A 23,581-nucleotide genomic window follows, 5' to 3' on the forward strand; every position below is an offset into this window, starting at 1 on the left:
CTATCCCTTTTTGTTGGCCACTTTTTTGGCCGCTGGTTTTTGGGCCGCCGGTTTTTTGGCCGCCGCAGGCTTTTTGGCAGGTGCGGCCGCTTTGCGGAAGGGCTTTCTGCCGCCATTGCCGCCCTTGGCTTCCTTCTCGGCAATCAGCGCCACCGCGTCCTCGATCGTCACCGACTGCGGGTCCTTGCCCTTCGGCAGCGTCGCATTGACCTTGCCGAAATTAACGTAAGGCCCGTATTTGCCGTCACGCACAACGATCTTACCGCCGCCAGCCGGATGCTCGCCGAGCTCCTTCAAGGCGGCGGGCGTGCCGCCATTGCGGCCGCCCGGGCCCTTCAACTGCTTCTCGGCAATCACAGACACGGCGCGGTTGAGACCGATCGAGAACACGTCCTCGATATTGTCGAGATTGGCGTAGGTGCCGTCATGCAGCACGAACGGGCCGTAGCGCCCCAGCCCGGCCGAGATCATCTTGCCGGATTCCGGATGCTTGCCGACGTCGCGCGGCAGCGACAGTAAGGCGAGGGCCTTTTCGTGGTCGATCGAATCGACTGTCCAGCCCTTGGGCAGGCTGGAGCGCTTGGCTTCCTTTCCGTCGCCGCGCTGGATATAGGGGCCGAAACGACCGCTGCGCAGGGTGATTTCCTCCGCCGTGTAGGGGTCCTTGCCAAGCACCTTGGTGCCGTCCTCGCCATTGCCGGTTTCGCCATTGGGGTTGGCGGCGTCGCCGAGCTGGCGGGTGAAGGAGCATTCGGGATAGTTCGAACAGCCGACAAAGGCGCCGAATTTGCCGAGCTTTAGCGACAGGTTGCCGGTGCCGCATTTCGGGCAGATGCGGGGGTTCGAACCGTCTTCCCGCGCGGGAAACACCAGCGGCGCCAGTTCTTCGTTCAATGCATCGAGCACGTCGGTGACGCGCAATTCCTTGATGTCGGCGACGGCGCCCGAAAAATCCTTCCAGAAATCGCGTAGCACATCCTTCCAGGCGAGCTTGCCGTCGGAAATCTCGTCGAGCTTTTCCTCGAGCGAGGCGGTGAAGTCATATTCGACATAGCGCTCGAAGAAGCTTTCGAGGAAGGCCGACAACAGCCGGCCCTTGGCTTGCGGCAACAGCTTGCGTTTGTCCATGCTGACGTAGTCGCGGTCCTCGAGCGTCTTCAGGATCGCCGTGTAGGTCGACGGACGGCCGATGCCCAGCTCTTCCAGCTTCTTAATCAGCGAGGCTTCCGAATAGCGAGGCGGCGGCTCGGTGGTGTGCTGGGTGGCGTTGATCGCTTGACGGGCGAGCTGTTCGCCGGCGCGGATCTCGGGCAGACGGCGGTCTTCCTCGTCTTCCGAATCCTCGTCCTTCTGGTCGGTATAGGCGGCAATGAAGCCGTCGAAGCGAACGACCGAACCGACGGCGCGGAGCTCCGCCGTGCGGGCGCCGTTGACCGCCTCGATTTCGACCGTGGTGCGCTCAATCTCGGCCGGCTGCATCTGGCTGGCGATGGCGCGTTTCCACACTATCTCGTAAAGCCGCGCCTGGTCGGCATCGAGATATTGCCTGACCGAAGCGGGCGTGCGCATGAAATCGGTCGGGCGGATCGCTTCGTGCGCTTCCTGGGCGTTCTTGGCCTTAGTCGTGTAGTTGCGCGGCTTCTCGGGCAGGTATTTTGGGCCGAATTCCTTGGCGATCGCATCGCGTGCGGCTGATATCGCCTCGGGCGCCATCTGCACGCCGTCGGTTCGCATATAGGTGATAAGGCCGGTGGTCTCGCCGCCGATGTCCATGCCTTCATAGAGCCGCTGCGCTACCTGCATGGTTCGGTTTGCCGAAAAGCCGAGGCGCGAGGAGGCGGCCTGCTGCAGCGTCGAGGTGGTGAAGGGCGGGGCTGGATTGCGCTTGGTCGGCTTGGCTTCGACCGACAGTGCCTTGAAAATCGCACCGTCCAGCATGGCCTTGATATCGTCGGCCTGCGCCTTGTTGGAAATGTCGAGCTTTTGCAGTTTCTTGCGGTCGAAGGCGGTCAGCCGCGCCTCGAAATTTTCGTTGCGCGACGTGCCGAGAATGGCTGCGATCTGCCAGTATTCCTCGCGGATGAAGCGCTCGATCTCCAATTCGCGGTCGCAGACGAGACGCAGTGCCACCGACTGAACGCGGCCGGCGGAGCGGGCGCCGGGCAGCTTGCGCCACAGAACAGGCGACAGCGTGAAGCCGACGAGATAGTCGAGCGCACGGCGGGCGAGATAGGCATCGACCAGCGGCGCATCGATCTGGCGCGGATTGGCCATCGCTTCCAGCACAGACGATTTGGTGATGGCGTTGAAGACGACGCGGCTGACCGGCTTGTCCTTCAGCGCGCGCTTCTGCTTCAACACTTCCAGAACATGCCAGGAAATGGCTTCGCCCTCGCGATCCGGGTCGGTGGCGAGGATCAGGCCGTCGGCGTCCTTGACCGCCTTGGCGATGTCGGCAAGACGTTTGCTTGAGGCGGTATCGACAGCCCAGGACATGGCAAAATCCTCGTCCGGACGCACCGAGCCGTCCTTGGCCGGCAGATCGCGGACGTGGCCGAACGAGGCCAGGACCTTATAGTTCTTTCCGAGGTACTTGTTGATTGTCTTCGCTTTGGCCGGCGATTCGACGACGACGACGTCCATGAGGTCTCATATCAGCTGTGGTGCGGCAGAAGAGTTCCGCTGCGCGCGACGAAATCTCGTACAATTGTCGCTCACATGGCCGGGCTTTTGCATCCGGTCAAGGGGAAGCGCCCAAAATGCAGTCCTGCATTGAGCGCACAACCCAAGAGCGCGTCATGTGATATCCGCAATTCCGGATAAGGGGAGCGGCTGCCCTATCGTTGGACAAACCGGCAATGAATCCGGAAGAAACGGGACAAATTCCTCCGCGGATATAAGAGAAACATCGATCATGCGCCAGCCCCAGCTGAAGAGACGTCCCTTATGATGCTCTGTCGGCGGGCGAGACAGGCGCGGCGAGTGGGGCTCGTATGTCCATCGGGACAGTACAAGAAGCTGACCGCCGGAAGGCCTGCAGGGATACGCGGCAGCCCGTGATTTCAGGAAGGCGGGGATGCAGGTTCGGGACTAGTCGGCCTTGGCTATGTGCCAAACGCCGCCGACGCCGTCGCCGGTCACATCGCCAGCCTTCTTATCCTTGATGAATGTGTAGAGCGGCTTGCCTTCATAGGCCCACATCTTGGTGCCGTCGGTGCGGTCGATAATCGTCCATTCGCCATCGGCCTTGGCGTCGGCCTCCGCCTTCAGCGGCGGCCAATTGGTGGCGCATTTGTCGTAGCAGTTCGACTTGCCCGCCTCGTCCTTGTCGTAGGTGTAAAGGGTCATGCCGTTGGCATCGGTATAGATCTTGGTGCCGCCGACATCGGCTTCCTTCCATGCTTCGGCGGCACAGGAGGCGGCGGAGCCGAGCAAAAGCACCGCCAGCCCGACTGTGATCGATTTCATGAGGTTCTCCCTGATATGATCGAGAAGCGCGCGGAAAGTCGCGGCCTCGTTGCATCAACGCGCCTGGTGTGCCGTTTCTTCCTCGATGCAGGGCGGCAACTTGCCACGCAATGGTGATTGGCGGACAAGCCCGTGCGCCGCTATATCGGCGCCGATACAGTTGGAGTTCGGGAAATGGCATTGGATATCGGCTATGTCAGCGCGGTCGGGGCGGGGGCGATCTCGTTCCTGTCGCCTTGCGTGCTGCCGCTGGTGCCGCCCTATCTCTGCTACATGGCCGGCGTGTCGGTCGATGATTTCCGCGGCAATGCCGGCGTCACGGCCAAGGCCGACGCACGCAGCGCGCTGCTCTATGCCTCGATTGCCTTCGTTCTCGGCTTCTCGACCGTGTTCGTAGCGTTGGGCGCCGGCGCCTCTACCATCGGACGGCTGCTGCGCGTCTGGCAGGAGCCGCTGGCCATGGCGGCCGGCGTGCTCATCATCCTGATGGGGTTGAACTTCCTCGGTATATTACGCATCCCGCTGCTGTCGCGTGAGGCGCGCTTCCAGTCGCAGGGCAAGCCGGCCAGTATCGTTGCCGCCTATGTCATGGGACTGGCCTTCGCCTTCGGCTGGACGCCTTGCATCGGACCGGTGCTGGGACCGATCCTGACGCTTGCCGGCGGCCGCGAGACGGTGGGCGAGGGCGCGGCTCTGCTTGCCGCCTATTCGCTCGGTCTCGGCATACCGTTCCTGATCGCGGCGCTGTTTTCCGGCGCCTTCATGCGCTTTCTCTCGAAATTCCGCGTCCATCTCGGCCGGGTCGAAAAGACCATGGGCGCGCTGCTGGTCATCGCGGGGGTGTTTTTCCTCACCGGCGGTGTGCAGGCCGCGTCCTATTGGCTGCTGGAGAATTTCCCGGTGCTGGGGCAGCTGGGATAGGCTTGCAAGCCTACGTCGGCTGTGGGTGTGCACAGGAGTGCCGGCCATACCTGCCCATGGTCATAGCGTCATTCGGTGATAGAAACGTCCATCAGTTCTTTGGGGGCGTTTCACCTTGCGGCATCAGCTTACCGGCAATTCGGGTCTATATCATGTGGCACGGGAACTATCCCGGCGTGGCTGGCACATTATGCCGACGGTGCGCAACGCGCGCGGGGCAGACCTGTATGGGGCGAGCGAGGACGAAGCGCGCGTGCTGCCCATTCAATCCAAAGCGCTGTCGAAGCGGCACCCGGTCCCGCTCGGTGGCTCGCTCGACACGCTACGTTCCCAATGGTGGGTCATTACGATCAATGCCAATTCAGACCTGCCAACCTGTTTCGTGATGACCTTGGGCGAAGTGAAGGCGGCAGCGCGTCGTGGCGAGAGCGCGGCTGGCAAGGTATCCTATTGGCTGCAACCGAGGGACTATGACCAGCCGGAATATCGGGATGCTTGGCACCGGCTTGGCGAACCGTAGTGGGGAGAGTTTCGGCTGCTCGATAATCTCACCGGAATTTAACCGCATTGGTGCAGCATGGCACAAATGCTAGACAATCCCGATTCCTGATCCCTTTTCATATGGTTGCTATTCCATGAGCCAGAGAACCTGCCTGTCCGTCATTCTCGCCGCCGGTGAGGGGACGCGTATGAAGAGTGCGCTGCCGAAGGTGCTGCATAAAATCGCCGGCCTGCCGATGGTCGCCCATGTCGTGAGGGCTGCGGAAGCCGCAGGCAGCGGTGATCTGGCGCTGGTGATCGGCCATGGCGCGGACGAGATGCGTAAGGCCACGCAAAAGTTCGCGCCGAAGGCGGAGACCTTCGTCCAGGACAAGCGGCTCGGCACCGCGCATGCCGTGCTGGCGGCTCGAGCTGCGATATCTAAAGGTTACGACGAGATCCTGGTGATGTTTGGCGACACGCCGCTGATCGACCCGGAGGTGCTGGCCGCTGCGCGCCTGAAGCTGGCCGAAGGCGCTGCCGTCGTTGTGGTCGGCTTCCGCACGCCCAATCCTACCGGCTACGGCCGGCTGATCGAAAAGGGCGGCAAGCTCATCGCCATCCGCGAGGAAAAGGACTGCACCGACGAAGAAAAGAAAATCACCTTCTGCAATGGCGGGCTGATGGCGGTTGCGGGCATGCACGCGCTGCAACTGCTCGATCAAGTCGGCAACAAGAACGCCAAGGGCGAATATTACCTCACCGACATTGTCGAGATCGCCGGCGGGCAGGGCCTCGATGTCGTTGCAACGGAAGCCGGCTTCGAGAATGTGCTCGGCATCAACAACCGCGCCGAACTCGCCGAGGCGGAAGGCATTTGGCAGACGCGCCGGCGGCGCGAGGCCATGCTCTCCGGCGTCACATTGATTGCGCCAGAAACCGTGTTCTTCTCATACGACACCCAAATCGGTGCCGACACGATCGTCGAACCCAATGTCTGGTTCGGGCCGGGCGTGAAAATCGCCACGGGCGCCAAGATCCATGCCTTCAGCCACATTGAAGGCGCCACCATCGCTTCGAACTGCGATGTCGGCCCGTACGCGCGGCTGCGGCCGGGCGCCGATCTCAAGCAAAAGGCCAAGGTTGGCAATTTCTGCGAGGTCAAGCAGGCGACGATCGAGGAGGGGGCCAAGGTCAATCACCTGACCTATATCGGCGATGCCCGCGTCGGCGCCGGCGCCAACATCGGCGCCGGCACCATCACCTGCAACTACGACGGCTACTCGAAGTTCTTCACCGACATCGGCGAGGGCGCCTTTATCGGCTCGAACTCCTCGCTGGTGGCGCCTGTTACAATCGGCAAGGGCGGCTACATCGCTTCCGGCAGCGTGATCACCGAAAGTGTCCCCGACGATGCGCTGGCCTTTGGCCGCGCCCGCCAGAGGACGCTGGCCGGCAAGGGCAAGGAATTGCGCGAGCGTTTTGCTTCGGCCGCGGCGGCGAAGAAGGCCGGTGGATGATCATTCGGCGTTAGCCGGCAAGGTTCGCATCTCTCCCGAAAGCAGCCGTCACCTCGATCATGCCGACAATTGCCCTGTCCAATTCGGGAAGGTCTTCGGCAGGGATCCAGTATTCCAGATGTGCCTTGCTACCGGCATGTTCGACCTGGTACCGGTCGAGAAAGCTCTTCAAAACGTCAAACCGGGTAACGAAGCCCGAGCCGCTGGCTGGTACGTTCCAGTCACGCGCGATCTGCACGGCATAGGCTTGAGACAAAACGGGGTAGAAAATGGGTTGCTCGGGAAGGCGCGGCGGAAACGCCCGCATGCCCGACTTCTCGATCAGTTTCAGCTCTTTAGGCCCAACCGGACGCCAAAGCGTCACCGTGTCGATTCGTTTGTTCATGACCGTATCATATCTTTGATGGATTTCAGGAACCACCGAGGCGAGATAGGATGCCCGTACGGAGAAACTGAGCGATTGCGGTAACCGGATTGCAAGAGCGCTCTGTCATGGTGCATCTGTGCAAGACCGTTCCGGCTGATATGGAACGAAACGCAATGTGATTTTCGCGGCAGCCCGGCCAATCCTCAATGACACCGGGTTTCTGCGGGGAAATGGGGAAAACGGCAATGTGCGGTATCGTAGGAATTGTTGGTCATTCGCCGGTCGCGCCGCTCATTGTCGACGCGTTGAAACGGTTGGAGTATCGCGGCTACGATTCGGCCGGCGTTGCCACTGTCGAGGACGGCCAGCTCGGACGCCGTCGCGCCGAAGGCAAGTTGGTCAATCTCGAGCGCCGGCTGAAGGACGAACCGCTCAATGGTATGATCGGCATCGGTCATACGCGTTGGGCAACGCATGGCGTGCCCAACGAAACCAACGCGCATCCGCATTTTTCCGACGGCGTCGCCATCGTCCACAACGGCATCATCGAGAATTTTGCCGAATTGCGCGACGAGCTGATGCGCGACGGCTACACATTTTCATCACAGACCGACACCGAGGTCGTCGCACATCTGGTGGGGCGCGAATTGGCCAGGGGCCTGAAGCCGGTCGAGGCCGCGCACCAGGCGCTGAAGCGGCTGGAAGGCGCCTTTGCGCTGGCCATCATGTTCAAGGGCGACGAGGACCTCATCGTCGGGGCGCGCAACGGCCCGCCGCTGGCGGTCGGCCATGGCGACGGCGAGATGTTCCTGGGCTCCGATGCCATCGCGCTTGCCCCCTTCACCAATTCGATCACTTATCTGGAGGACGGCGACTGGGCGGTGGTGCGCCGCAACGAGGTCGCCATCTTCGACATGGACGGCAGCAAAGTAGACCGCAAGCGCCAGCAGTCGCTCAGCACCAGCTTCATGGTCGACAAGGGCAACCGGCGCCATTTCATGGAGAAGGAAATCCATGAACAGCCCGAAGTGATCTCGCACACGCTGGCGCATTATGTGGATTTTGTCGGCGGCGTATCGAAGCCGCTCGACCTGCCGTTCGATTTCGCCAAAATCGACCGGCTGGCGATCTCGGCCTGCGGCACTGCCTATCTCGCCGGCCTGATCAGCAAATACTGGTTCGAGCGCTATGCGCGGCTGCCGGTCGACATCGATGTCGCTTCGGAATTCCGCTACCGCGAGATGCCGCTGTCGAAGACAGACGCCGCCTTCTTCATCTCGCAATCGGGCGAGACCGCCGACACGTTGGCCTCGCTGCGCTATTGCCGCAAGGCGGGCATGAAGATCGGCGCAGTCGTCAATGTCCGCGAATCGACGATGGCGCGCGAGTCCGACGTCATCCTGCCGACGCTGGCCGGGCCGGAGATCGGTGTCGCCTCGACCAAGGCCTTCACCTGTCAATTGTCGGTGCTGGCCTCGCTTGCCGTGCGGGCCGGCGTGGCGCGCGGAACGATCTCGCGGGAGCAGGAAACGACGCTAGTACGTCAACTGTCGGAAGCGCCGCGCTATGCCAACCAGGTCTTGAAGCTCGACGGGCAGATCGAAAAGGTCGCACGCGACCTCGCTCACTATAAGAATGTGCTCTATCTCGGCCGCGACACCAATTTCCCGCTGGCCATGGAAGGCGCGCTGAAGCTCAAGGAAATCTCCTATATCCATGCCGAGGGCTACGCCGCCGGTGAGCTGAAGCACGGGCCGATCGCGCTGATCGACGAGAACATGCCTGTCATCGTTATTGCCCCGCATGACCGCATCTTCGAAAAGACCGTATCGAACATGCAGGAAGTGGCGGCACGCGGCGGCAAGATCATCCTGATCACCGACAGCAAGGGTGCCGCACACGCCACGGTGAAGACGATGGAGACGATCGTGCTGCCGGACGTGCCGGAAATCATCTCGCCGATCATCTACGCGCTGCCGATCCAGATGCTGGCCTATTTCACCGCCGTGTTCATGGGCACCGACGTCGACCAGCCGCGCAACCTGGCGAAATCGGTGACTGTGGAATAGGCGTGGTTTGAAAAATTTCGCGGTTCCAAAGCGGATTGCGGTTCATTAATGTTGCGCCGCAATCAGTGCTGCGGTGAACCATGTCCGATGCGCCCAAGACCTCAGGCATGACCCGGCTGCGGAATTACTTCCTGACAGGCTTTGTCGTCTGCGCGCCGCTGGCGATCACCGCTTACATCGCCTGGTCCTTCATCGGCTGGGTCGATTCCTGGGTGAAACCCTATATTCCGGCGCGCTACAACCCCGATAGCTATCTGCCGGCGCCGGTTCCGGGGTTCGGCCTGATCGTCGCCTTGATCCTGATCACCCTGATCGGTTTCTTGACCGCCAATATAGTCGGCCGCGCTATCGTCTTGTTCGGCGAACGGCTGCTCGGCCGCATGCCGCTGGTGCGCGGCATCTATGGCTCGTTGAAACAGATCTTCGAGACCGTGCTGTCGAACAAAGGTGACATGTTTCGCCAGGTCGGGTTGGTCGAATATCCGCGCAAGGGCGTCTGGTCGCTGGTCTTCGTCGCCAGCGACAAGGAAACCGAGATCAACCAGAAGCTCGACCAGGAAGGTGATCCGCTAATCGCGGTTTTCATGCCGTGCGCGCCCAACCCGACCACGGGCTTTCTTATGTATGTGCCGAAATCCGACATCGTGCTGCTCGACATGACGGTCGAGGACGGCGCCAAGCTGATCGTTTCGGCAGGCTTGGTGGCGCCGGCGGTCAAGACGAAAATGGTGACGCTGAACGGCAAATCGATCGGCGGTCAGATCGGCAATCCGCCTGTGGATACCGGGCCTCAGCCGGCGCGCAAGAGCCGCACCGCCTCGTCGCGGCCGAACAAATAAAGCAGCATGCGAAGGGCGGCGCCGCGTTCGGATTGCAGCTCGGGATCGCGCGACAGGATCAGCCGCGCGTCGTCGCGGGCGGCTTCGAGCAGGTCGGCATGCGCTTCGATGTGCGCCACCTGGAAACCCGGCGTGCCGGACTGGCGGGTGCCCAGCAGCTCGCCTTCGCCACGCAGCTTCAGGTCCTCCTCGGCGATGCGGAACCCGTCCTCGGTCTCGCGCATCACCGACAGCCGGCGCGTTGCCGTCTCGCCGAGCGGATCCTTGTAGAGCAGCACGCAGGAGGACGGTTTTTCGCCGCGACCGACCCGGCCGCGCAACTGGTGCAACTGGGCGAGGCCGAAGCGCTCGGCATGCTCGATGACCATGATCGTCGCATCCGGCACATCGACCCCGACCTCGATGACCGTGGTAGCGATCAGAATGCGTGTCTCGCCGGCCTTGAAGGCGCGCATCGCCTCATCCTTGTCGGCGCCCTTCATGCGCCCGTGCACCAGGCCGATCCGGTCGCCGAACAGCGGCTTTAGCGAGGCAAAGCGGTCCTCCGCCGACATCAGCTTGATCTCTTCGGATTCCTCGACCAGCGGGCAGATCCAGTAGATCTTCTGGCCGTCGGCGACGGCGTCGCGCATGCGGCCGACCAGTTCGTCGAGCCGCTCGAGCGGCAGGGTGACGGTGCGGATCGGCTGGCGACCGGCTGGTTTTTCGGTCAGCTTCGACACGTCCATGTCGCCGAAAGCGGTCAACACCAGCGTGCGCGGGATCGGCGTCGCCGTCATCACCAGCATGTCGGGGGCATCGCCCTTGGCGGTGATGGCAAGCCGCTGGTGGACGCCAAAGCGGTGCTGCTCGTCGATGACGGCGAGGACGAGGTCGTGGAACGTCACCGTTTCCTGGAACAGGGCGTGAGTGCCGACGACGATGTCGATCTCGCCATTGGCCAGACCGGCCAGCGTGTCAGTGCGCTCGCGGCCCTTTTCACGGCCGGTGAGGATGGCGATGCGCAGGCCGGCTTGTTCCGCCAAAGGCGCAATCGTCGCAAGATGCTGGCGCGCCAGGATTTCGGTCGGCGCCATCAACGCCGCCTGGCCGCCGGCCTCGACGGCGCGCGCCATGGCGAGTAGCGCGACCACCGTCTTGCCGGAGCCGACATCTCCCTGCAAAAGCCGCAGCATGCGTTCGGGATCGGCGAGATCGGCGTTGATTTCGGCCAACGCGAATTCCTGGCTGGGAGTCAGCGAATAGGGAAGGGCGGCGCGCAGGTTTTCGACGACGCGGCCGTCGCCGACCAACGGTCGTCCGGACAAGCGGCGGACTTTCGCGCGCACCAGCGCCAGCGACACCTGGCCTGCCAGAAACTCGTCATAGGCGAGACGCCGCCAGGCCGCGCCGTCGACGGACACGTCGATCGGGTCGGCGGGATTGTGGATGCTGGCGAGCGCGTCGCCGAAGGCAGGAAAGGTGCGGCGGCGCAAAAACTCGCCATCCTGCCATTCCGGCAGCACCGGCAAGCGAGCGAGCGCTTGGCCGATTGCGCGGCGCAGTACTTTTCCCGAGAGCCCGGCGGTGAGCGGATAGACCGGCTCGACCAGCGGCAGGTTTTCCGCTTCACTGGCCAGCGCGATGTGGTCTGGGTGGACCATGGTCGGCCGGCCGTTGAACCATTCCATTCGACCCGAGACCACGACATGCTCGCCCTGGGGCATCGCCTTTTCGAGATAGGCGGCGTGCGCATGGAAGAAGGTCAGCGCGATCTCGCCGGTGTCGTCATGGGCGTGCACCCGGTACGGCACCGATCTGTTGCCGCGCGGCGGCGGCTGGTGGCGGTCGATGCGCACTTCGAGGGTGACGATCGCGCCTTCGGCCGAATCGGCGATGCCCGGCCGGTTGCGACGGTCGATCACCGTGTGGGGCAGCACGAACAGAAGATCGCCGGCGCGCGCCGCTCGGTCGCCGAGATCGGCCGGCACGATTTTCTCGATCAGTGCGCCGACCTTCGGCCCGACGCCGGCAAGCGAGGTGATCGGGACGAACAGCGGATCGAGGAGGGAAGGACGCATGATGTCAGCTTATGTCGCGACAGCCGCAGCGCAAGGCTGACACCGCCCTCTATCCACGCTATATGCCCCGCTTCAGGCAAGGATACTGGACGATGACGGGAACGGGACGATCAAGCGAGGGGCTCGACGCCCGCCGCCGCAAGCTTCTGTTTCGGTCCTGGCATCGCGGCATGCGCGAAATGGACCTCATTCTCGGCAGTTTCGCAGACGCCGAGATCGGCGCCTTGACCGGCGACGAACTCGACCAATATGAGAGGCTCCTCGACGTTCCCGACACCGAATTCCTGCCCGTGGTCACCGGCGAGCGCCCAGCTCCGGCTGATATCGAGTGTGCCGTCCTGCAAAAGATCTTGGCGTCGCGCCAGGCGATGACATTCTGAATACGTGATTTCATGAGCTTGATCCCCACCATTGGCCTGCCGAAAGGCCGCGTCGGCCAGTTCATCGTCGACGGTGTTGCCGACGGCTACGAAGCCTTTGCGCTGGTGCAGGCCGCGCACGAGATCGCGCCCGACAAGCCGGTGCTGTTCGTGGCGCGCGACGGCCAGCGCCTGCCTTCGATCGTTGAGGCGCTGTCATTCGCCGCGCCAGGCCTGCCGGTGCTCGAACTGCCAGCCTGGGATTGTCTGCCTTACGACCGCGTCTCGCCCGGGGCGGATGCTGCCGCACGGCGTCTGGATGCGCTCACAGCGATGATCGCGCTGGTGAAAAAACCGCACCGCGCCGTCATCCTGACTACCGCCAATGCGCTGCTGCAGCGCATTCCGCCGGCAAGCCTCATCGAGGCGCAGACCTTCCACGCCAAACCCGGCAACCAGATCGACATGAATGCACTGGTGTCGCGACTGGAGACGTCAGGCTTCGAGCGGGTGCCGACCGTCCGCGGCGTCGGCGAGTTTGCCGTGCGCGGCGGCATTCTTGACCTGTTCGCACCTGGCTGGACGGAAGCGCTCAGGCTCGATTTCTTCGGCGACACGCTGGAATCAATCCGCGTCTTCGACGCCGCCACTCAGCGCACCACCGGCCAGCGCAAGTCGATGGCGCTGCAGGCGATGAGCGAAGTGGCGCTGACGCCGGAGACCATCAGCCGTTTCCGCCGCAGCTACATCGAAGCCTTTGGCGCGCCTTCGCGCGACGACGGGCTCTATGCGGCGGTCAGCGAGGGACGGCGTTTCGCCGGCATGGAGCACTGGCTGCCGTTCTTCTATGAGCGGCTGGAGACGGTGTTCGACTATCTGCCGGACACGCCTGTCGTGTTCGACCATCTGGCGCATGAAGCGTTGGCAGAACGTCATACGCTGATCCTGGACCACTACGAGGCGCGCAGGAAGCAGGCGGACGGCGCGCTTAAGGACGCCGTTCCGTACAAGCCGGTGCCGCCGGACCTGCTTTATCTGTCGCCCGAAAACCTCATCGCCTCGCTTGGGCCGCGCGAAGCGGTCGACTTCACGCCCTTCGATGTGCCCGATGCCGGCGCGAAGAAAATCTTCCATGCCGGCTCGCGGCATGGCCGCAGCTTCGTCGAGGAACGCGCCGATCCCACCATCAACGTCTTCGACGTCGTCGTAAAACACATTGCCGATGAGCGGGCCGCCCGCCGCCGCGTCGTCGTCGCCGGCTGGACAGAAGGTTCGCTAGACCGGCTCGGCCAGATCCTGGCTGAACATCATCTCGGCAATCTCAAGCCGGTGGCCACGCTGGCCGAGGCGGAAAAGCTCGAACTAGGGCAGGCGGCACTTGCCGTGCTGCCGCTCGAATCCGGGTTCGAGACCGAGAAACTGGTCGTCGTCGCCGAGCAGGACATTCTGGGTGACCGGCTGATCCGTCGCTCGAAGCGCAAGAAACGCGCTTCGGACTTCATCGCCGAAGCCTCGGCGTTGTCCTCCGGCGACATTGTCGTCCACACCGACCACGGCATTGGCCGCTTCATCGGGCTGCGCACTATCGAGGCGGTCGGTGCGCCGCATGATTGCCTAGAAATCCATTATGCCGGCGACGACCGGCTGTTTCTGCCGGTTGAGAACATCGAACTGCTGTCACGCTATGGCTCGGATTCGGCCGAAGCGACATTGGACAAGCTTGGTGGCGGCGCCTGGCAATCGCGCAAGGCGCGGCTGAAGCGGCGGCTGCTCGACATGGCCGGCCAGTTGATCCGCATCGCCGCAGAGCGGCAGATGCGCGCCGCTCCTTCGCTGGTGCCGGCGGAAGGTCTCTATGGCGAATTCTCCGCGCGGTTTCCCTATGAGGAAACCGACGACCAGCAGACGGCGATCGATTCGGTCATGGGCGATCTGGGCGCTGGAAAGCCGATGGACCGGCTGATCTGCGGCGACGTCGGCTTCGGCAAGACGGAAGTTGCGCTTCGCGCCGCCTTCATCGCGGCGATGGAAGGGTTTCAGGTCGCGGTGGTGGTGCCGACGACATTGTTGTCGCGCCAGCATTTCAAGACCTTTTCGCAGCGTTTCTCCGGCCTGCCGATCCACGTCGCTCAGGCCTCGCGGCTGGTTGGCGCCAAGGATCTGGCCGAGACCAAGAAGGGCATCGCCGAAGGCACGGTCGACATCGTCGTCGGCACTCACGCGCTGCTCGGCGCCTCGATTTCGTTCAAGAATCTTGGCCTGTTGATCATCGACGAGGAACAGCATTTTGGCGTCAAGCACAAGGAACGGCTGAAGGACCTGAAGAGCGACGTGCATGTGCTGACGCTGTCGGCGACGCCGATCCCGCGCACGCTGCAACTGGCATTGACCGGCGTGCGCGAACTGTCGCTGATCGCCACGCCGCCGGTCGACCGCCTGGCGGTGCGCACCTTCATCTCGCCCTTCGACCCGCTGGTCATCCGCGAGACCCTGCTCAGGGAACGCTACCGCGGCGGTCATTCCTTCTACGTCGTGCCACGCATCAGCGATCTGGCGGAAATCCATGATTTCCTGCATGAATCCGTTCCAGAGCTGAAAGTGGCTGTCGCTCACGGCCAGATGCCGCCCGGCGAGCTCGACGACATCATGAATGCCTTCTACGACGGCCAGTACGATGTGCTGCTGTCGACCACCATTGTCGAATCCGGCCTCGATATCCCGACCGCCAACACGCTGATCGTGCATCGCGCCGACATGTTCGGTCTGTCACAGCTCTACCAGCTGCGCGGCCGCGTCGGCCGCTCGAAGGTGCGCGCCTATGCGCTGTTCACGCTGCCGGCCAACCGCAAGCTGACCGACACCGCCGAGCGCCGGCTGAAGGTGCTGCAATCGCTCGACACGCTGGGCGCTGGTTTCCAGCTCGCCAGCCACGATCTCGATATCAGAGGCGCCGGCAATCTTCTCGGCGAAGAGCAGTCGGGCCATATCAAGGAGGTCGGCTTCGAGCTCTACCAGCAGATGCTGGAGGAAGCTGTCGCGGAGGTGAAGGATTCCGGCGAGGTTCAGGATGGCGGCTGGTCGCCGCAGATCGCCGTCGGCACGGCGGTGATGATCCCGGAAAGCTATGTTCCGGACCTGCAGCTACGGCTGGCGCTCTACCGCCGCCTCGGCGACCTCGAAAACACCGAGGAGATCGATGCCTTTGGCGCAGAACTGATCGATCGGTTCGGCCCGCTGCCGGAGGAGGTGAAGCATCTGCTGAAGATCGTCTTCATCAAGGCGCTCTGCCGCAAGGCCAATGTCGAAAAGCTCGATGCCGGACCAAAAGGCGTTGTCATCCATTTCCGCAAGCGCGAGTTTTCCAATCCTGTCGGGCTGGTCACGTTCATCGGCGAGCAGGGTTCGCTGGCCAAGATCCGGCCCGACCAGAGCGTCGTCTTCAGCCGCGACTGGCCAACACCTGAAAAGCGTCTGGCCGGGGCCGCCGTCGTCATGACGCAATTGGCTCGGCTGGTGGAGAAGGCTGCCTAACAAGGCGTTGCTGGTGCTTTGGCCAATGACTACGCCGGCAGTTCCTGGCGCATCACGGCCATTCGCCACACGTCCAAATCCGGTCTAGAATAGGAAATCGGCTTCGTGTATGGAGCCGCGAGCCCCATTTTGGGGCGAAATGGCGGGCGATAGCACCCGCTGGAAAGAACGTTGGGTGCAACGATGACGAAATGGTCGCCGAATTCGTGGAGAGCAAAGCCGATCCAGCAGGTTCCTGCCTATCCGGATCTTGCCGCGCTGAAGAACACGGAAGCCCAGCTCGCCACCTTTCCACCGCTGGTTTTTGCAGGTGAAGCACGCAAGCTGAAGAAGCAGCTTGCGACCGTCGCTGCCGGTAACGCATTCCTTCTTCAGGGCGGCGATTGCGCCGAGAGTTTCGCCGAGCATGGCGCGGACAACATCCGCGACTTCTTCCGCGTCTTCCTGCAGATGTCTGTGGTGCTGACCTTTGCCGGCGCGCAGCCGGTGGTGAAGGTCGGCCGTGTTGCCGGCCAGTTCGCCAAGCCGCGCTCGTCCGACAACGAGACCAAGGGTGGCGTGACGTTGCCCAGCTATCGCGGCGACATCATCAACGGCATCGAGTTCGACGCCAAGTCGCGTATTCCCGATCCCGCACGCCAGGAAATGGCGTACCGCCAGTCGGCGGCGACGCTCAATCTTTTGCGCGCCTTCGCCCAGGGCGGCTACGCCAGTCTGGAGAACGTGCATCAATGGATGCTGGGCTTCGTTTCGGACAGCCCGCAAGGCGAGAAATACGAGTCGCTCGCCAACCGCATCACCGAGACGATGGACTTCATGAAGGCCGTCGGCATCACCTCGGAGACCAATTACGCGCTGCGCGAGACCGACTTCTACACCAGCCACGAGGCGCTGCTGCTCGGCTATGAGGAGGCGCTGACCCGCGTCGATTCGACCTCGGGCGACTGGTATGCGACCTCCGGCCATATGATCTGGATCGGCGATCGCACCCGCCAGCCAGACCATGCCCACGTCGAATACTGCCGTGGCATCAAGAACCCGCTGGGCCTGAAATGCGGCCCGTCGCTGACGCCGGACGGCTTGCTGCAGCTCATCGACCTGCTCAATCCGGAGAACGAGCCCGGCCGGCTGACGCTGATCGCGCGCTTCGGCTCCGACAAGGTCGCCGACCATCTGCCGAAGCTGCTGCGCGCGGTGAAAAAAGAAGGCCGGAGCGTGGTGTGGTCGTCGGACCCGATGCATGGCAACACCATCGAGGCCGCCGGCTACAAGACGCGGCCGTTCGACCGCATCCTGAAGGAAGTTCAGACCTTCTTCGAGGTGCATCGTGCCGAAGGCACGCATCCGGGCGGCATCCATATCGAGATGACCGGCAAGAACGTCACCGAATGTACCGGTGGCGCCCGCGCCATCACCGCCGAGGAGCTGCAGGATCGCTACCACACCCATTGCGACCCGCGCCTCAACGCCGACCAGGCGATCGAGCTGGCATTCCTGGTCTCGGACCTGCTCAAGAAGAGCCACCCGGTCCAGCACAAGCAGGCCGTCAACGGCTGATTTCAGTCGCCATCGATCAAGAAGCGCCGGAGAAATCCCCAGCCTCTGAGGAACCCGGACCACTTGGCGGCTTATCAGCGTCGGGTATCTCCGGGCTACCTGCCTTGGTTCTTGTCATATTCTTGAGTGCTCTGATCACTTTATGCCGTGGTTCCATGCGCTCATGGCGAGTTCGGCGCGCTCAATGGAACCTGGTCGATCCGGATCTTCCAAGACTAGCTGGATACCGAGTTCGATGATGCGAGCGTAGGCACGGACTTGCTGCGGATCGAACATCAGCATCGTATTTCGCAAGATGTCCCTGGTATCGCGTTCGGCGGGTTCGGTAAGCTCGTGTCTCATCTCCTGGGCGATTCGAGCATCACCTCATCGAGAATGTCACTGACGCTTTTCTCCGAGTCGCCCTGCGTTGGCGGCTTCCACCCCGATACTGATTTCGCGCCGAAGGATGGCGAGTTTCTCCGCCTGCTGGGCCCTTTTCGTGTCGCAGCAAGCGCAGTGCTTCCTTGACGACTTCACTCGAGGAAGCGTACCCGCCTTGGGAGACTTCGTGCTCCACAAACTCGACCATATCGCTTGGAAGACTTATGTTCATCGTTGCCATGTCGCTTCCTTTGCCTCTGGGCTTCGCCCGATAAATGAGCGCTTGGCAATCTTTGCAATGGCAATTTAGCTCAGCGCCACATTAGCGCCTTTAGGGTCGCGGTCGGTTTCATAGCTGGCAGTTCGAACACGCCCGCTTTGTGTCGCATTTGCTCGTGCGCGGCGGCCATAAAACTGGAATCCTACCGCAATGCCGGGGATGGCGACTGCGTTGGGAGGGGCGAGATGGACGACACTCATACCGGGTCATGCCTGTGCGGAACCGTGCGCTTCAGGACGCGGGGGCCATTGCGCGGCGTGATCTATTGTCACTGCTCGCAATGCCGGAAGCAGAGTGGTCACTTCTACGCTGCAACCAATGTCCCCGAAGGGAACATCACAATATCAGGTGTCGAGAGCATCACTTGGTACGAAGCGTCTTCGTTTGCAAAGCGCGGCTTTTGCAAGAGATGCGGCTCTCTGCTGTTCTGGAAGCCACGGCAAGATGCCTACATCTCGGTTCTGGCGGGACTATTCGACGAGCCCACGGGACTTCAGGGGCAATGTCACATCTTCGTCGGCGACAAGGGCGACTACTACACGATCGACGATGGGCTGCCGCAGTTCGAGAAGTCGACGCCGTCGATCAAGGTCGCGGATGGGTGAGAAGGTCGCCGACGAATGATTTTTGAAGAGATCGCCTTATTCCCTTGATCCGGCCATTGCGCTATCCCCTGCCGGTGATTTGGAAAGGTTTGGCATGCAGCGGCTGATCGATGCTTTCTTCAATTCAGTGCGGGCATTTCGCAAATTGGCTTCCAGCGAAAAAGCCTTCCAGCAGGAGCTGATGCTGCTCGTGCTGGCGTTGCCGCTTGGCTGGTTTGTTTCGGTGTCGTGGCGCGGCTATGCGCTGTTGATCGGGGCGGTGCTGCTCCTGATCATGGTCGAAGTGCTGAACACCGGCATCGAGGCCGCATGCGATGCGTTCAGCCGGGAATTCAACGTCGATATCCAGCTCGCCAAAGACTGCGGTTCGCTGGCGGTGCTGATTTCGGTGGTGATCGTTGCCGGCGTCTGGGGCATCGCCATCATCGAGCGAATCTTGGGGCTACCGATCTAATCCCTCACCTCTTATATGGCGGTTACCAAAGGAGACCGTCATGTCGGACGCTACTGATTCTCTTCTGCTCGAGCGTGCCGGCTTGCCCGATGATTTGCGCTGGCTGACTGATAAATATCCGCGCGAGATCTGGCAGGCGCATTCCAACATCCATGGAATCGCCACTATGTGGCTGCAGCGGCACGACATGTTCCGCGAGCTCGGCGGCATGCTGACCAACGGTATCGACGACTATCACGAGGGCAGGCTGACGGGGCCGGAGTTCGCTCGCTGGTTCGCGCCGCGCCTCAACCATTTTCTTAGCAATCTCGACGGTCACCACAATGTCGAGGACCATCATTATTTCCCGGTGTTCGCCAAAGCCGAGGTCCGGCTGAAGCGCGGCTTCGAGTTTCTCGATGCCGATCATCACACGATCCATGAGGGGCTGGAGCGCAATGCCGAGACCGCGAACGCCTTCATCCGCACGCTTCAGGACAGCGAGGACAAGCAGCGCTTTGCCGCCGATCCCTATGCCGACGAGAACAGCCGGTTGATCGCCATGCTGACCCGGCACCTTGCCGATGAGGAAGACCTGATCATTCCGCTGGTCCTTGATCGCGGCGACCGGGCGCTCGGCATCGACTAGGATGTGTGGATATTCAGGTGATGCCGGCCTGCAAATGGCGGCTTCCTGTGCTTCCGGTGCTCACGCACCCAAAAGTACGCTGCGCTCCGGTTCTCGGAACCCACCTGTTTGGTCGCTTCGCGCCCGTCTTCGACTCCGACTCGGCCTGACCTGAATCTCAACACATCCCGGAGCAAGGTGAGGTCAGGTTTGGTCGACCCTTACGTTTCCTTGCTACGCTCCTTTTTGGCAATGGTGTGAGCGATGAACCAGGCGAGGACCACCGCTGCCAACCCAATCGCCAGGGCGATCAGCAATCGCTCGTGACGGACCAACGCCTGGCCCACGATGCGCTCCGCGCCCAGCCCGAACACATAGCCGATGGTGGTGAAAGATCCGGCCCAGACTATGGATGAAATGACGTTGAGAATGACAAAGCGCGTCACGGCAATGCCGGACAATCCGGCCGCGATGCCGCCGACAAGGCGCAGGCCGTAAATGAAGCGGTTCGACAGCACGAAAATGTCGGGATGGTTGGAGACGAGACGATAGGCGTGGCTGAAGCCTGGCCGACCTCTCAATTTGATCACAAGCGGATGATTGGCGAAGCTTCGTCCGAGGGTGAAGAATAAAGTGTCGCCGACAAAGGCGCCGATGGAGGCCGCCAGAAACGCCTGCCACAGGACGAAGACATGCTGATGGGCGAAAAACCCGCCAAGGAGGGCGGCACTTTCGCCCTCGGCGACACAGCCCAGAAAGACGGCAATCAGCCCGTATTGTTCGACGAGATGGTGGATGGCATCCGTCATGAACGCGTCCGCTGCTTCGACAGAATCTCGTCGATCCGCTTCACCTGTTCGGCGAGCTGGGCGATCTCGTCGCGCATGCCAACGATCTGGCTGTGGCGCAGTTCGTCCAGCTTCTCATGCAGCGCCATGATCTCGATCTCGGCCTTGAGATTGACCTCGTAGTCGTGGGCGGCGTCGATGCGGTCGCGCTCGGCCTGGCGGTTCTGCGCCATCATGATCACCGGCGCCTGCAGCGCAGCGATCATGGACAGGATGAGGTTGAGGAAAATGAAGGGATAGGGATCGAAGGCATCGCGCGACAGGAGCCAGACATTGCCTGACGTCCACAGGATCAGGAAGGCGATGAAGGCCAGGATGAAGGACCAGGAACCGCCGATCCGGGCGATGGTGTCGGCGAGGCGGTCGCCAAACGTCTGATGAAAAGCGACGGCCTTGTTGGTGTCCTTCGAGATCGTGGTGCGTTCGAGCGTTGATTGCAGCACCCGGTTTTCAGGTGCGCTGAGGCCGTCCGGCTTTCGCTTCAGCCAACGGTTCGCCAGTTCCTCGATCGTCTTGTTCATCGTCGCCTCCGTCGTCAGCGATAGAGGTAGAGGCTACTGGTTCGCACGGGAAGTGGTAGATTGACGCGATAAGGTGAGGAAACAATGATGGATTTTCAGAAAATCCGCGCCCGCGCGGCCAAACGCAAGGGCGGGGAAGCGGCGCTGGCGTCGCTGCTGGGACCTATGCCCGACAATGCCGCGGTGGCTGACATTACCGACGACCGCATCCTCTCGACCATGGCTGAGCGTGTTTTCGCCGCTGGTTTCGTCTGGCGTGTCATCGAGCAGAAATGGCCTGGTTTCGAAGAAGCGTTCCTCCGCTTCGAGCCGAAGCGGCTGTTGTTTCAGCCGGACGATTTCTGGCACGATCTGGCGAGGGACGAGCGTATCGTGCGCAACCCGCAGAAGATCAAATCCGTCCGCGACAACGCGGCCTTCGTCGCCCGCGTGTCGAAGGAGCATGGCGGCTTCGGCAGGTTCCTCGCCGATTGGCCTGAAGACGACCAGGTTGGACTGATGGCCTATCTCGGCAAGCATGGCAGCCGGCTCGGCGGCAACACCGGCCAGTATTTTCTGAGGTGGCTGGAGTGGGACGCCTTCATCGTCTCAGCCGACATGGCGGCGGCGCTGCGCGACGCCGGCCTGGACATCGCCGAAATCCCGACCTCCAAGAGGGATCTCGACAAGATCCAGAACCAGATCAATGTCTGGGCGGCGGAAACCAGCCTGCCGCGCCGGCATATTTCTCGCATTCTGGCGATGTCGATCGGCGAGAACCACTCGCCGGAGGCACTGCGCGAATATATGGGCGAATAGGACACGATCGATATGTCGATCGATCCCACACGATCCGTAGATCGGTCTCGACACGATCGACGTCGTCGATCGGTCTGGACACGAATGACACATGTCATTCGGTCTGGGGTGGTCCAAGCGAACGCCATTGCCCGGCGAATTCCGTCGCGCTAAGTCAGCAGGCATGACCAACAACACCGCTTCCGACATATTGCGCATCGCCGTCGCCCAGCTCAATCCCACGGTTGGCGACGTCGCCGGCAATCTCGCCAAGGCGCGCGAGGCGAGGGCGGATGCCGCTCGCCAGGGCGCCGACCTCGTGCTGTTCACCGAGCTTTTCCTCGCCGGTTATCCGCCCGAAGACCTGGTGCTGAAGCCGGCTTTCCTGAAGGCCTGCGAGCGGGCGGCGCAGGATTTCGCCGGCGATACTGCCGATGGCGGGCCGGGCGTCATCATCGGCACGCCGCTGAAGCGCAACAGCGGCACGCACAATTCGATCATTTTCGCCGATGGCGGCAAGATCCTTGCCGAGCGCTACAAGCTCGATTTGCCGAATTACGGCGAATTCGACGAGAAGCGCGTCTTCCAGGCTGGTCCTGAAATGCAGGGACCGGTCAATTTCCGCGGCGTGCGCCTGGGGATTCCGATCTGCGAAGATATCTGGGGCGATGTCGGCGTCTGCGAGACGCTGGCCGAAAGCGGTGCGGAAATCCTGCTGGTGCCGAACGGCTCGCCCTATTATCGCGGTAAGGTCGACGTTCGCCACCAGGTTGTCATCCGCCAGGTCATCGAATGCGGATTGCCGATCATCTATGCCAATCAGCTTGGCGGCCAGGACGAACTGATCTTCGACGGTGCATCATTTGCCATCGGCGCCGACAAGACCCTGGCATTCCAGATGAGCCAGTTCGAGGAGACGGTCAACGTCACCACCTGGAAGAGAAACCGCGCCGCCGCAGGCGGGCAAAATGGAAATAATTCCGACGGCTGGGTCTGCTCCGAAGGGCCGATGTCGAAAATCCCGGAAAAGGAGGAGGCCGATTATCGCGCCTGCATGCTGGGCCTGCGCGACTACGTCAACAAGAACGGCTTCAAGAACGTTGTGCTCGGCCTATCCGGCGGTATCGATTCGGCGATCTGCGCGGCGCTTGCCGTCGATGCGCTCGGCGAGGAACGGCTGCGCGCCGTGATGATGCCTTATCGCTACACTTCGAAGGACTCGCTGAGGGATGCCGAGGACTGTGCCCGCGCGCTCGGTTGCCGCTACGATATCGTGCCGATCTTCGAGCCGGTCGAGGGATTCCTGCATACGTTAACGCAGCTTTTCGAGGGCACCAAGGAAGGCATCACCGAGGAAAACCTGCAGAGCCGCGCGCGCGGCACCATTTTGATGGCGATCTCCAACAAGTTCGGCTCGATGGTGGTCACCACCGGCAACAAGAGCGAGATGTCGGTTGGCTACGCCACGCTCTACGGCGACATGAATGGCGGCTTCAACCCGATCAAGGACCTCTACAAGATGCAGGTCTATGCGCTGTCGCGCTGGCGCAATACGCACGTGCCGCCGGGCGCACTGGGCCCCTCCGGCGAGGTGATCCCGAACAACATCATAGACAAGGCGCCGTCGGCGGAACTGCGCGAGAACCAGACGGATCAGGATTCGCTGCCGCCCTATCCGGTGCTGGACGACATCTTGGAGTGTCTGGTCGAGAACGAGATGGGTGTCGACGAGATCGTTGCCCGCGGCCACGACGGGGCGACGGTGACGCGCGTCGAACATCTGCTCTACATCGCCGAATATAAGCGCCGGCAGGCAGCGCCCGGCGTGAAGATCACCAAAAAGAATTTCGGCCGCGACCGCCGTTATCCCATCACCAACCGGTTCAGGGATGGCGGATAGATCACCGTTTCTCGCTCCTGTGAAATGGCTGCGGCCGGACGATCGGTGGGACAGC

Annotated in this window: 21 protein-coding genes; 13 read left to right on the top strand and 8 right to left on the bottom strand. The window is 62.0% G+C overall.

Annotated features, from left to right (window positions below; genetic code table 11):
- Window positions 1–2,643, bottom strand: coding sequence for a type I DNA topoisomerase (gene topA, locus ACWTU8_RS07615; RefSeq protein WP_455847641.1), 2,643 nt, complete (start codon window positions 2,641–2,643; stop codon window positions 1–3).
- A 447-nt stretch (window positions 2,644–3,090) separates the two neighbouring features.
- Window positions 3,091–3,468 (bottom strand): COG4315 family predicted lipoprotein, encoded by a 378-nt coding sequence (locus ACWTU8_RS07620; RefSeq protein ID WP_455847642.1) that lies wholly within the window; start codon window positions 3,466–3,468, stop codon window positions 3,091–3,093.
- Window positions 3,469–3,642: 174 nt separating this feature from the next.
- Here ACWTU8_RS07620 and ACWTU8_RS07625 point away from each other — a divergent pair, with 174 nt between their 5' ends.
- The 3 genes from ACWTU8_RS07625 to glmU all read left to right on the top strand — a co-directional run bounded on the left by ACWTU8_RS07625 (window position 3,643) and on the right by glmU (window position 6,389).
- On the top strand, window positions 3,643–4,389 hold the full coding sequence (locus ACWTU8_RS07625) for a cytochrome c biogenesis CcdA family protein (RefSeq protein WP_455847643.1): 747 nt from the start codon (window positions 3,643–3,645) through the stop codon (window positions 4,387–4,389).
- Window positions 4,390–4,579: 190 nt separating this feature from the next.
- Window positions 4,580–4,909, top strand: coding sequence for a hypothetical protein (locus ACWTU8_RS07630; RefSeq protein WP_455847644.1), 330 nt, complete (start codon window positions 4,580–4,582; stop codon window positions 4,907–4,909).
- 115 nt (window positions 4,910–5,024) lie between these two features.
- Window positions 5,025–6,389 (top strand): bifunctional UDP-N-acetylglucosamine diphosphorylase/glucosamine-1-phosphate N-acetyltransferase GlmU, encoded by a 1,365-nt coding sequence (gene glmU / locus ACWTU8_RS07635; protein WP_455847645.1) that lies wholly within the window; start codon window positions 5,025–5,027, stop codon window positions 6,387–6,389.
- Between the two features lie 10 nt (window positions 6,390–6,399).
- On the opposite strand, the gene ACWTU8_RS07640 is transcribed toward glmU, so the two are convergent.
- Window positions 6,400–6,774, bottom strand: coding sequence for an ADP-ribosylation/crystallin J1 (locus ACWTU8_RS07640; protein ID WP_455847646.1), 375 nt, complete (start codon window positions 6,772–6,774; stop codon window positions 6,400–6,402).
- Window positions 6,775–7,001: 227 nt separating this feature from the next.
- Here ACWTU8_RS07640 and glmS point away from each other — a divergent pair, with 227 nt between their 5' ends.
- Window positions 7,002–8,825, top strand: a complete 1,824-nt coding sequence (glmS, locus tag ACWTU8_RS07645) for a glutamine--fructose-6-phosphate transaminase (isomerizing) (RefSeq protein WP_029353006.1) — start codon at window positions 7,002–7,004, stop codon at window positions 8,823–8,825.
- Between the two features lie 80 nt (window positions 8,826–8,905).
- Entirely contained in the window at window positions 8,906–9,664 is a 759-nt protein-coding gene (locus tag ACWTU8_RS07650) for a DUF502 domain-containing protein (protein WP_455847647.1), read from the top strand.
- On the opposite strand, the gene recG is transcribed toward ACWTU8_RS07650, so the two are convergent.
- Entirely contained in the window at window positions 9,616–11,724 is a 2,109-nt protein-coding gene (gene recG, locus ACWTU8_RS07655) for an ATP-dependent DNA helicase RecG (protein ID WP_455847648.1), read from the bottom strand. The two genes, ACWTU8_RS07650 and recG, sit on opposite strands and share 49 nt — an antisense overlap.
- 92 nt (window positions 11,725–11,816) lie before the next feature.
- On the opposite strand from recG, the gene ACWTU8_RS07660 reads away from it, so the two are divergent.
- From ACWTU8_RS07660 to ACWTU8_RS07670, 3 genes are all read left to right on the top strand, one after another.
- On the top strand, window positions 11,817–12,104 hold the full coding sequence (locus ACWTU8_RS07660; protein ID WP_455848408.1) for an FAD assembly factor SdhE: 288 nt from the start codon (window positions 11,817–11,819) through the stop codon (window positions 12,102–12,104).
- Window positions 12,105–12,116: 12 nt separating this feature from the next.
- Complete coding sequence (gene mfd / locus ACWTU8_RS07665; protein WP_455847649.1) at window positions 12,117–15,614, top strand: transcription-repair coupling factor; 3,498 nt, start codon at window positions 12,117–12,119, stop codon at window positions 15,612–15,614.
- A 183-nt stretch (window positions 15,615–15,797) separates the two neighbouring features.
- On the top strand, window positions 15,798–17,171 hold the full coding sequence (locus ACWTU8_RS07670; RefSeq protein ID WP_455847650.1) for a class II 3-deoxy-7-phosphoheptulonate synthase: 1,374 nt from the start codon (window positions 15,798–15,800) through the stop codon (window positions 17,169–17,171).
- 135 nt (window positions 17,172–17,306) lie between these two features.
- Here ACWTU8_RS07670 and ACWTU8_RS07675 read toward each other — a convergent pair whose 3' ends face one another.
- On the bottom strand, window positions 17,307–17,453 hold the full coding sequence (locus tag ACWTU8_RS07675) for a hypothetical protein (protein WP_455847651.1): 147 nt from the start codon (window positions 17,451–17,453) through the stop codon (window positions 17,307–17,309).
- A 79-nt stretch (window positions 17,454–17,532) separates the two neighbouring features.
- A complete protein-coding gene (locus ACWTU8_RS07680) occupies window positions 17,533–17,775 on the bottom strand; it encodes a ribbon-helix-helix domain-containing protein (protein WP_455847652.1) in 243 nt (80 codons plus the stop codon).
- 224 nt (window positions 17,776–17,999) lie between these two features.
- On the opposite strand from ACWTU8_RS07680, the gene ACWTU8_RS07685 reads away from it, so the two are divergent.
- The 3 genes from ACWTU8_RS07685 (at window position 18,000) to ACWTU8_RS07695 (ending at window position 19,501) form a co-directional block, all read left to right on the top strand.
- On the top strand, window positions 18,000–18,419 hold the full coding sequence (locus tag ACWTU8_RS07685; protein ID WP_455847653.1) for a GFA family protein: 420 nt from the start codon (window positions 18,000–18,002) through the stop codon (window positions 18,417–18,419).
- A gap of 94 nt (window positions 18,420–18,513) precedes the next feature.
- Window positions 18,514–18,873 (top strand): diacylglycerol kinase, encoded by a 360-nt coding sequence (locus ACWTU8_RS07690; RefSeq protein ID WP_029352991.1) that lies wholly within the window; start codon window positions 18,514–18,516, stop codon window positions 18,871–18,873.
- 40 nt (window positions 18,874–18,913) lie between these two features.
- Window positions 18,914–19,501, top strand: a complete 588-nt coding sequence (locus ACWTU8_RS07695) for a hemerythrin domain-containing protein (protein WP_455847654.1) — start codon at window positions 18,914–18,916, stop codon at window positions 19,499–19,501.
- Window positions 19,502–19,701: 200 nt separating this feature from the next.
- On the opposite strand, the gene ACWTU8_RS07700 is transcribed toward ACWTU8_RS07695, so the two are convergent.
- A complete protein-coding gene (locus tag ACWTU8_RS07700; protein ID WP_455847655.1) occupies window positions 19,702–20,289 on the bottom strand; it encodes a DedA family protein in 588 nt (195 codons plus the stop codon).
- The gene (locus ACWTU8_RS07705; RefSeq protein WP_455847656.1) at window positions 20,286–20,849 is read right to left on the bottom strand and encodes a DUF1003 domain-containing protein; all 564 of its coding nucleotides are present in this window, start codon (window positions 20,847–20,849) and stop codon (window positions 20,286–20,288) included. The genes ACWTU8_RS07700 and ACWTU8_RS07705 overlap by 4 nt, the downstream gene beginning before the upstream one ends.
- A gap of 84 nt (window positions 20,850–20,933) precedes the next feature.
- Between ACWTU8_RS07705 and ACWTU8_RS07710 the strand changes: the two genes are divergently transcribed.
- Both ACWTU8_RS07710 and ACWTU8_RS07715 read left to right on the top strand, forming a co-directional pair.
- Window positions 20,934–21,647 carry a DNA-3-methyladenine glycosylase I gene (locus tag ACWTU8_RS07710; protein WP_029352983.1) on the top strand — a complete coding sequence of 238 codons (714 nt, stop codon included), beginning with the start codon at window positions 20,934–20,936 and terminating at the stop codon, window positions 21,645–21,647.
- A 163-nt stretch (window positions 21,648–21,810) separates the two neighbouring features.
- Window positions 21,811–23,526, top strand: a complete 1,716-nt coding sequence (locus ACWTU8_RS07715; protein ID WP_455847657.1) for an NAD+ synthase — start codon at window positions 21,811–21,813, stop codon at window positions 23,524–23,526.
- Window positions 23,527–23,581: the final 55 nt, after the last annotated feature.

This window comes from Mesorhizobium sp. BHbdii, from assembly GCF_053848045.1.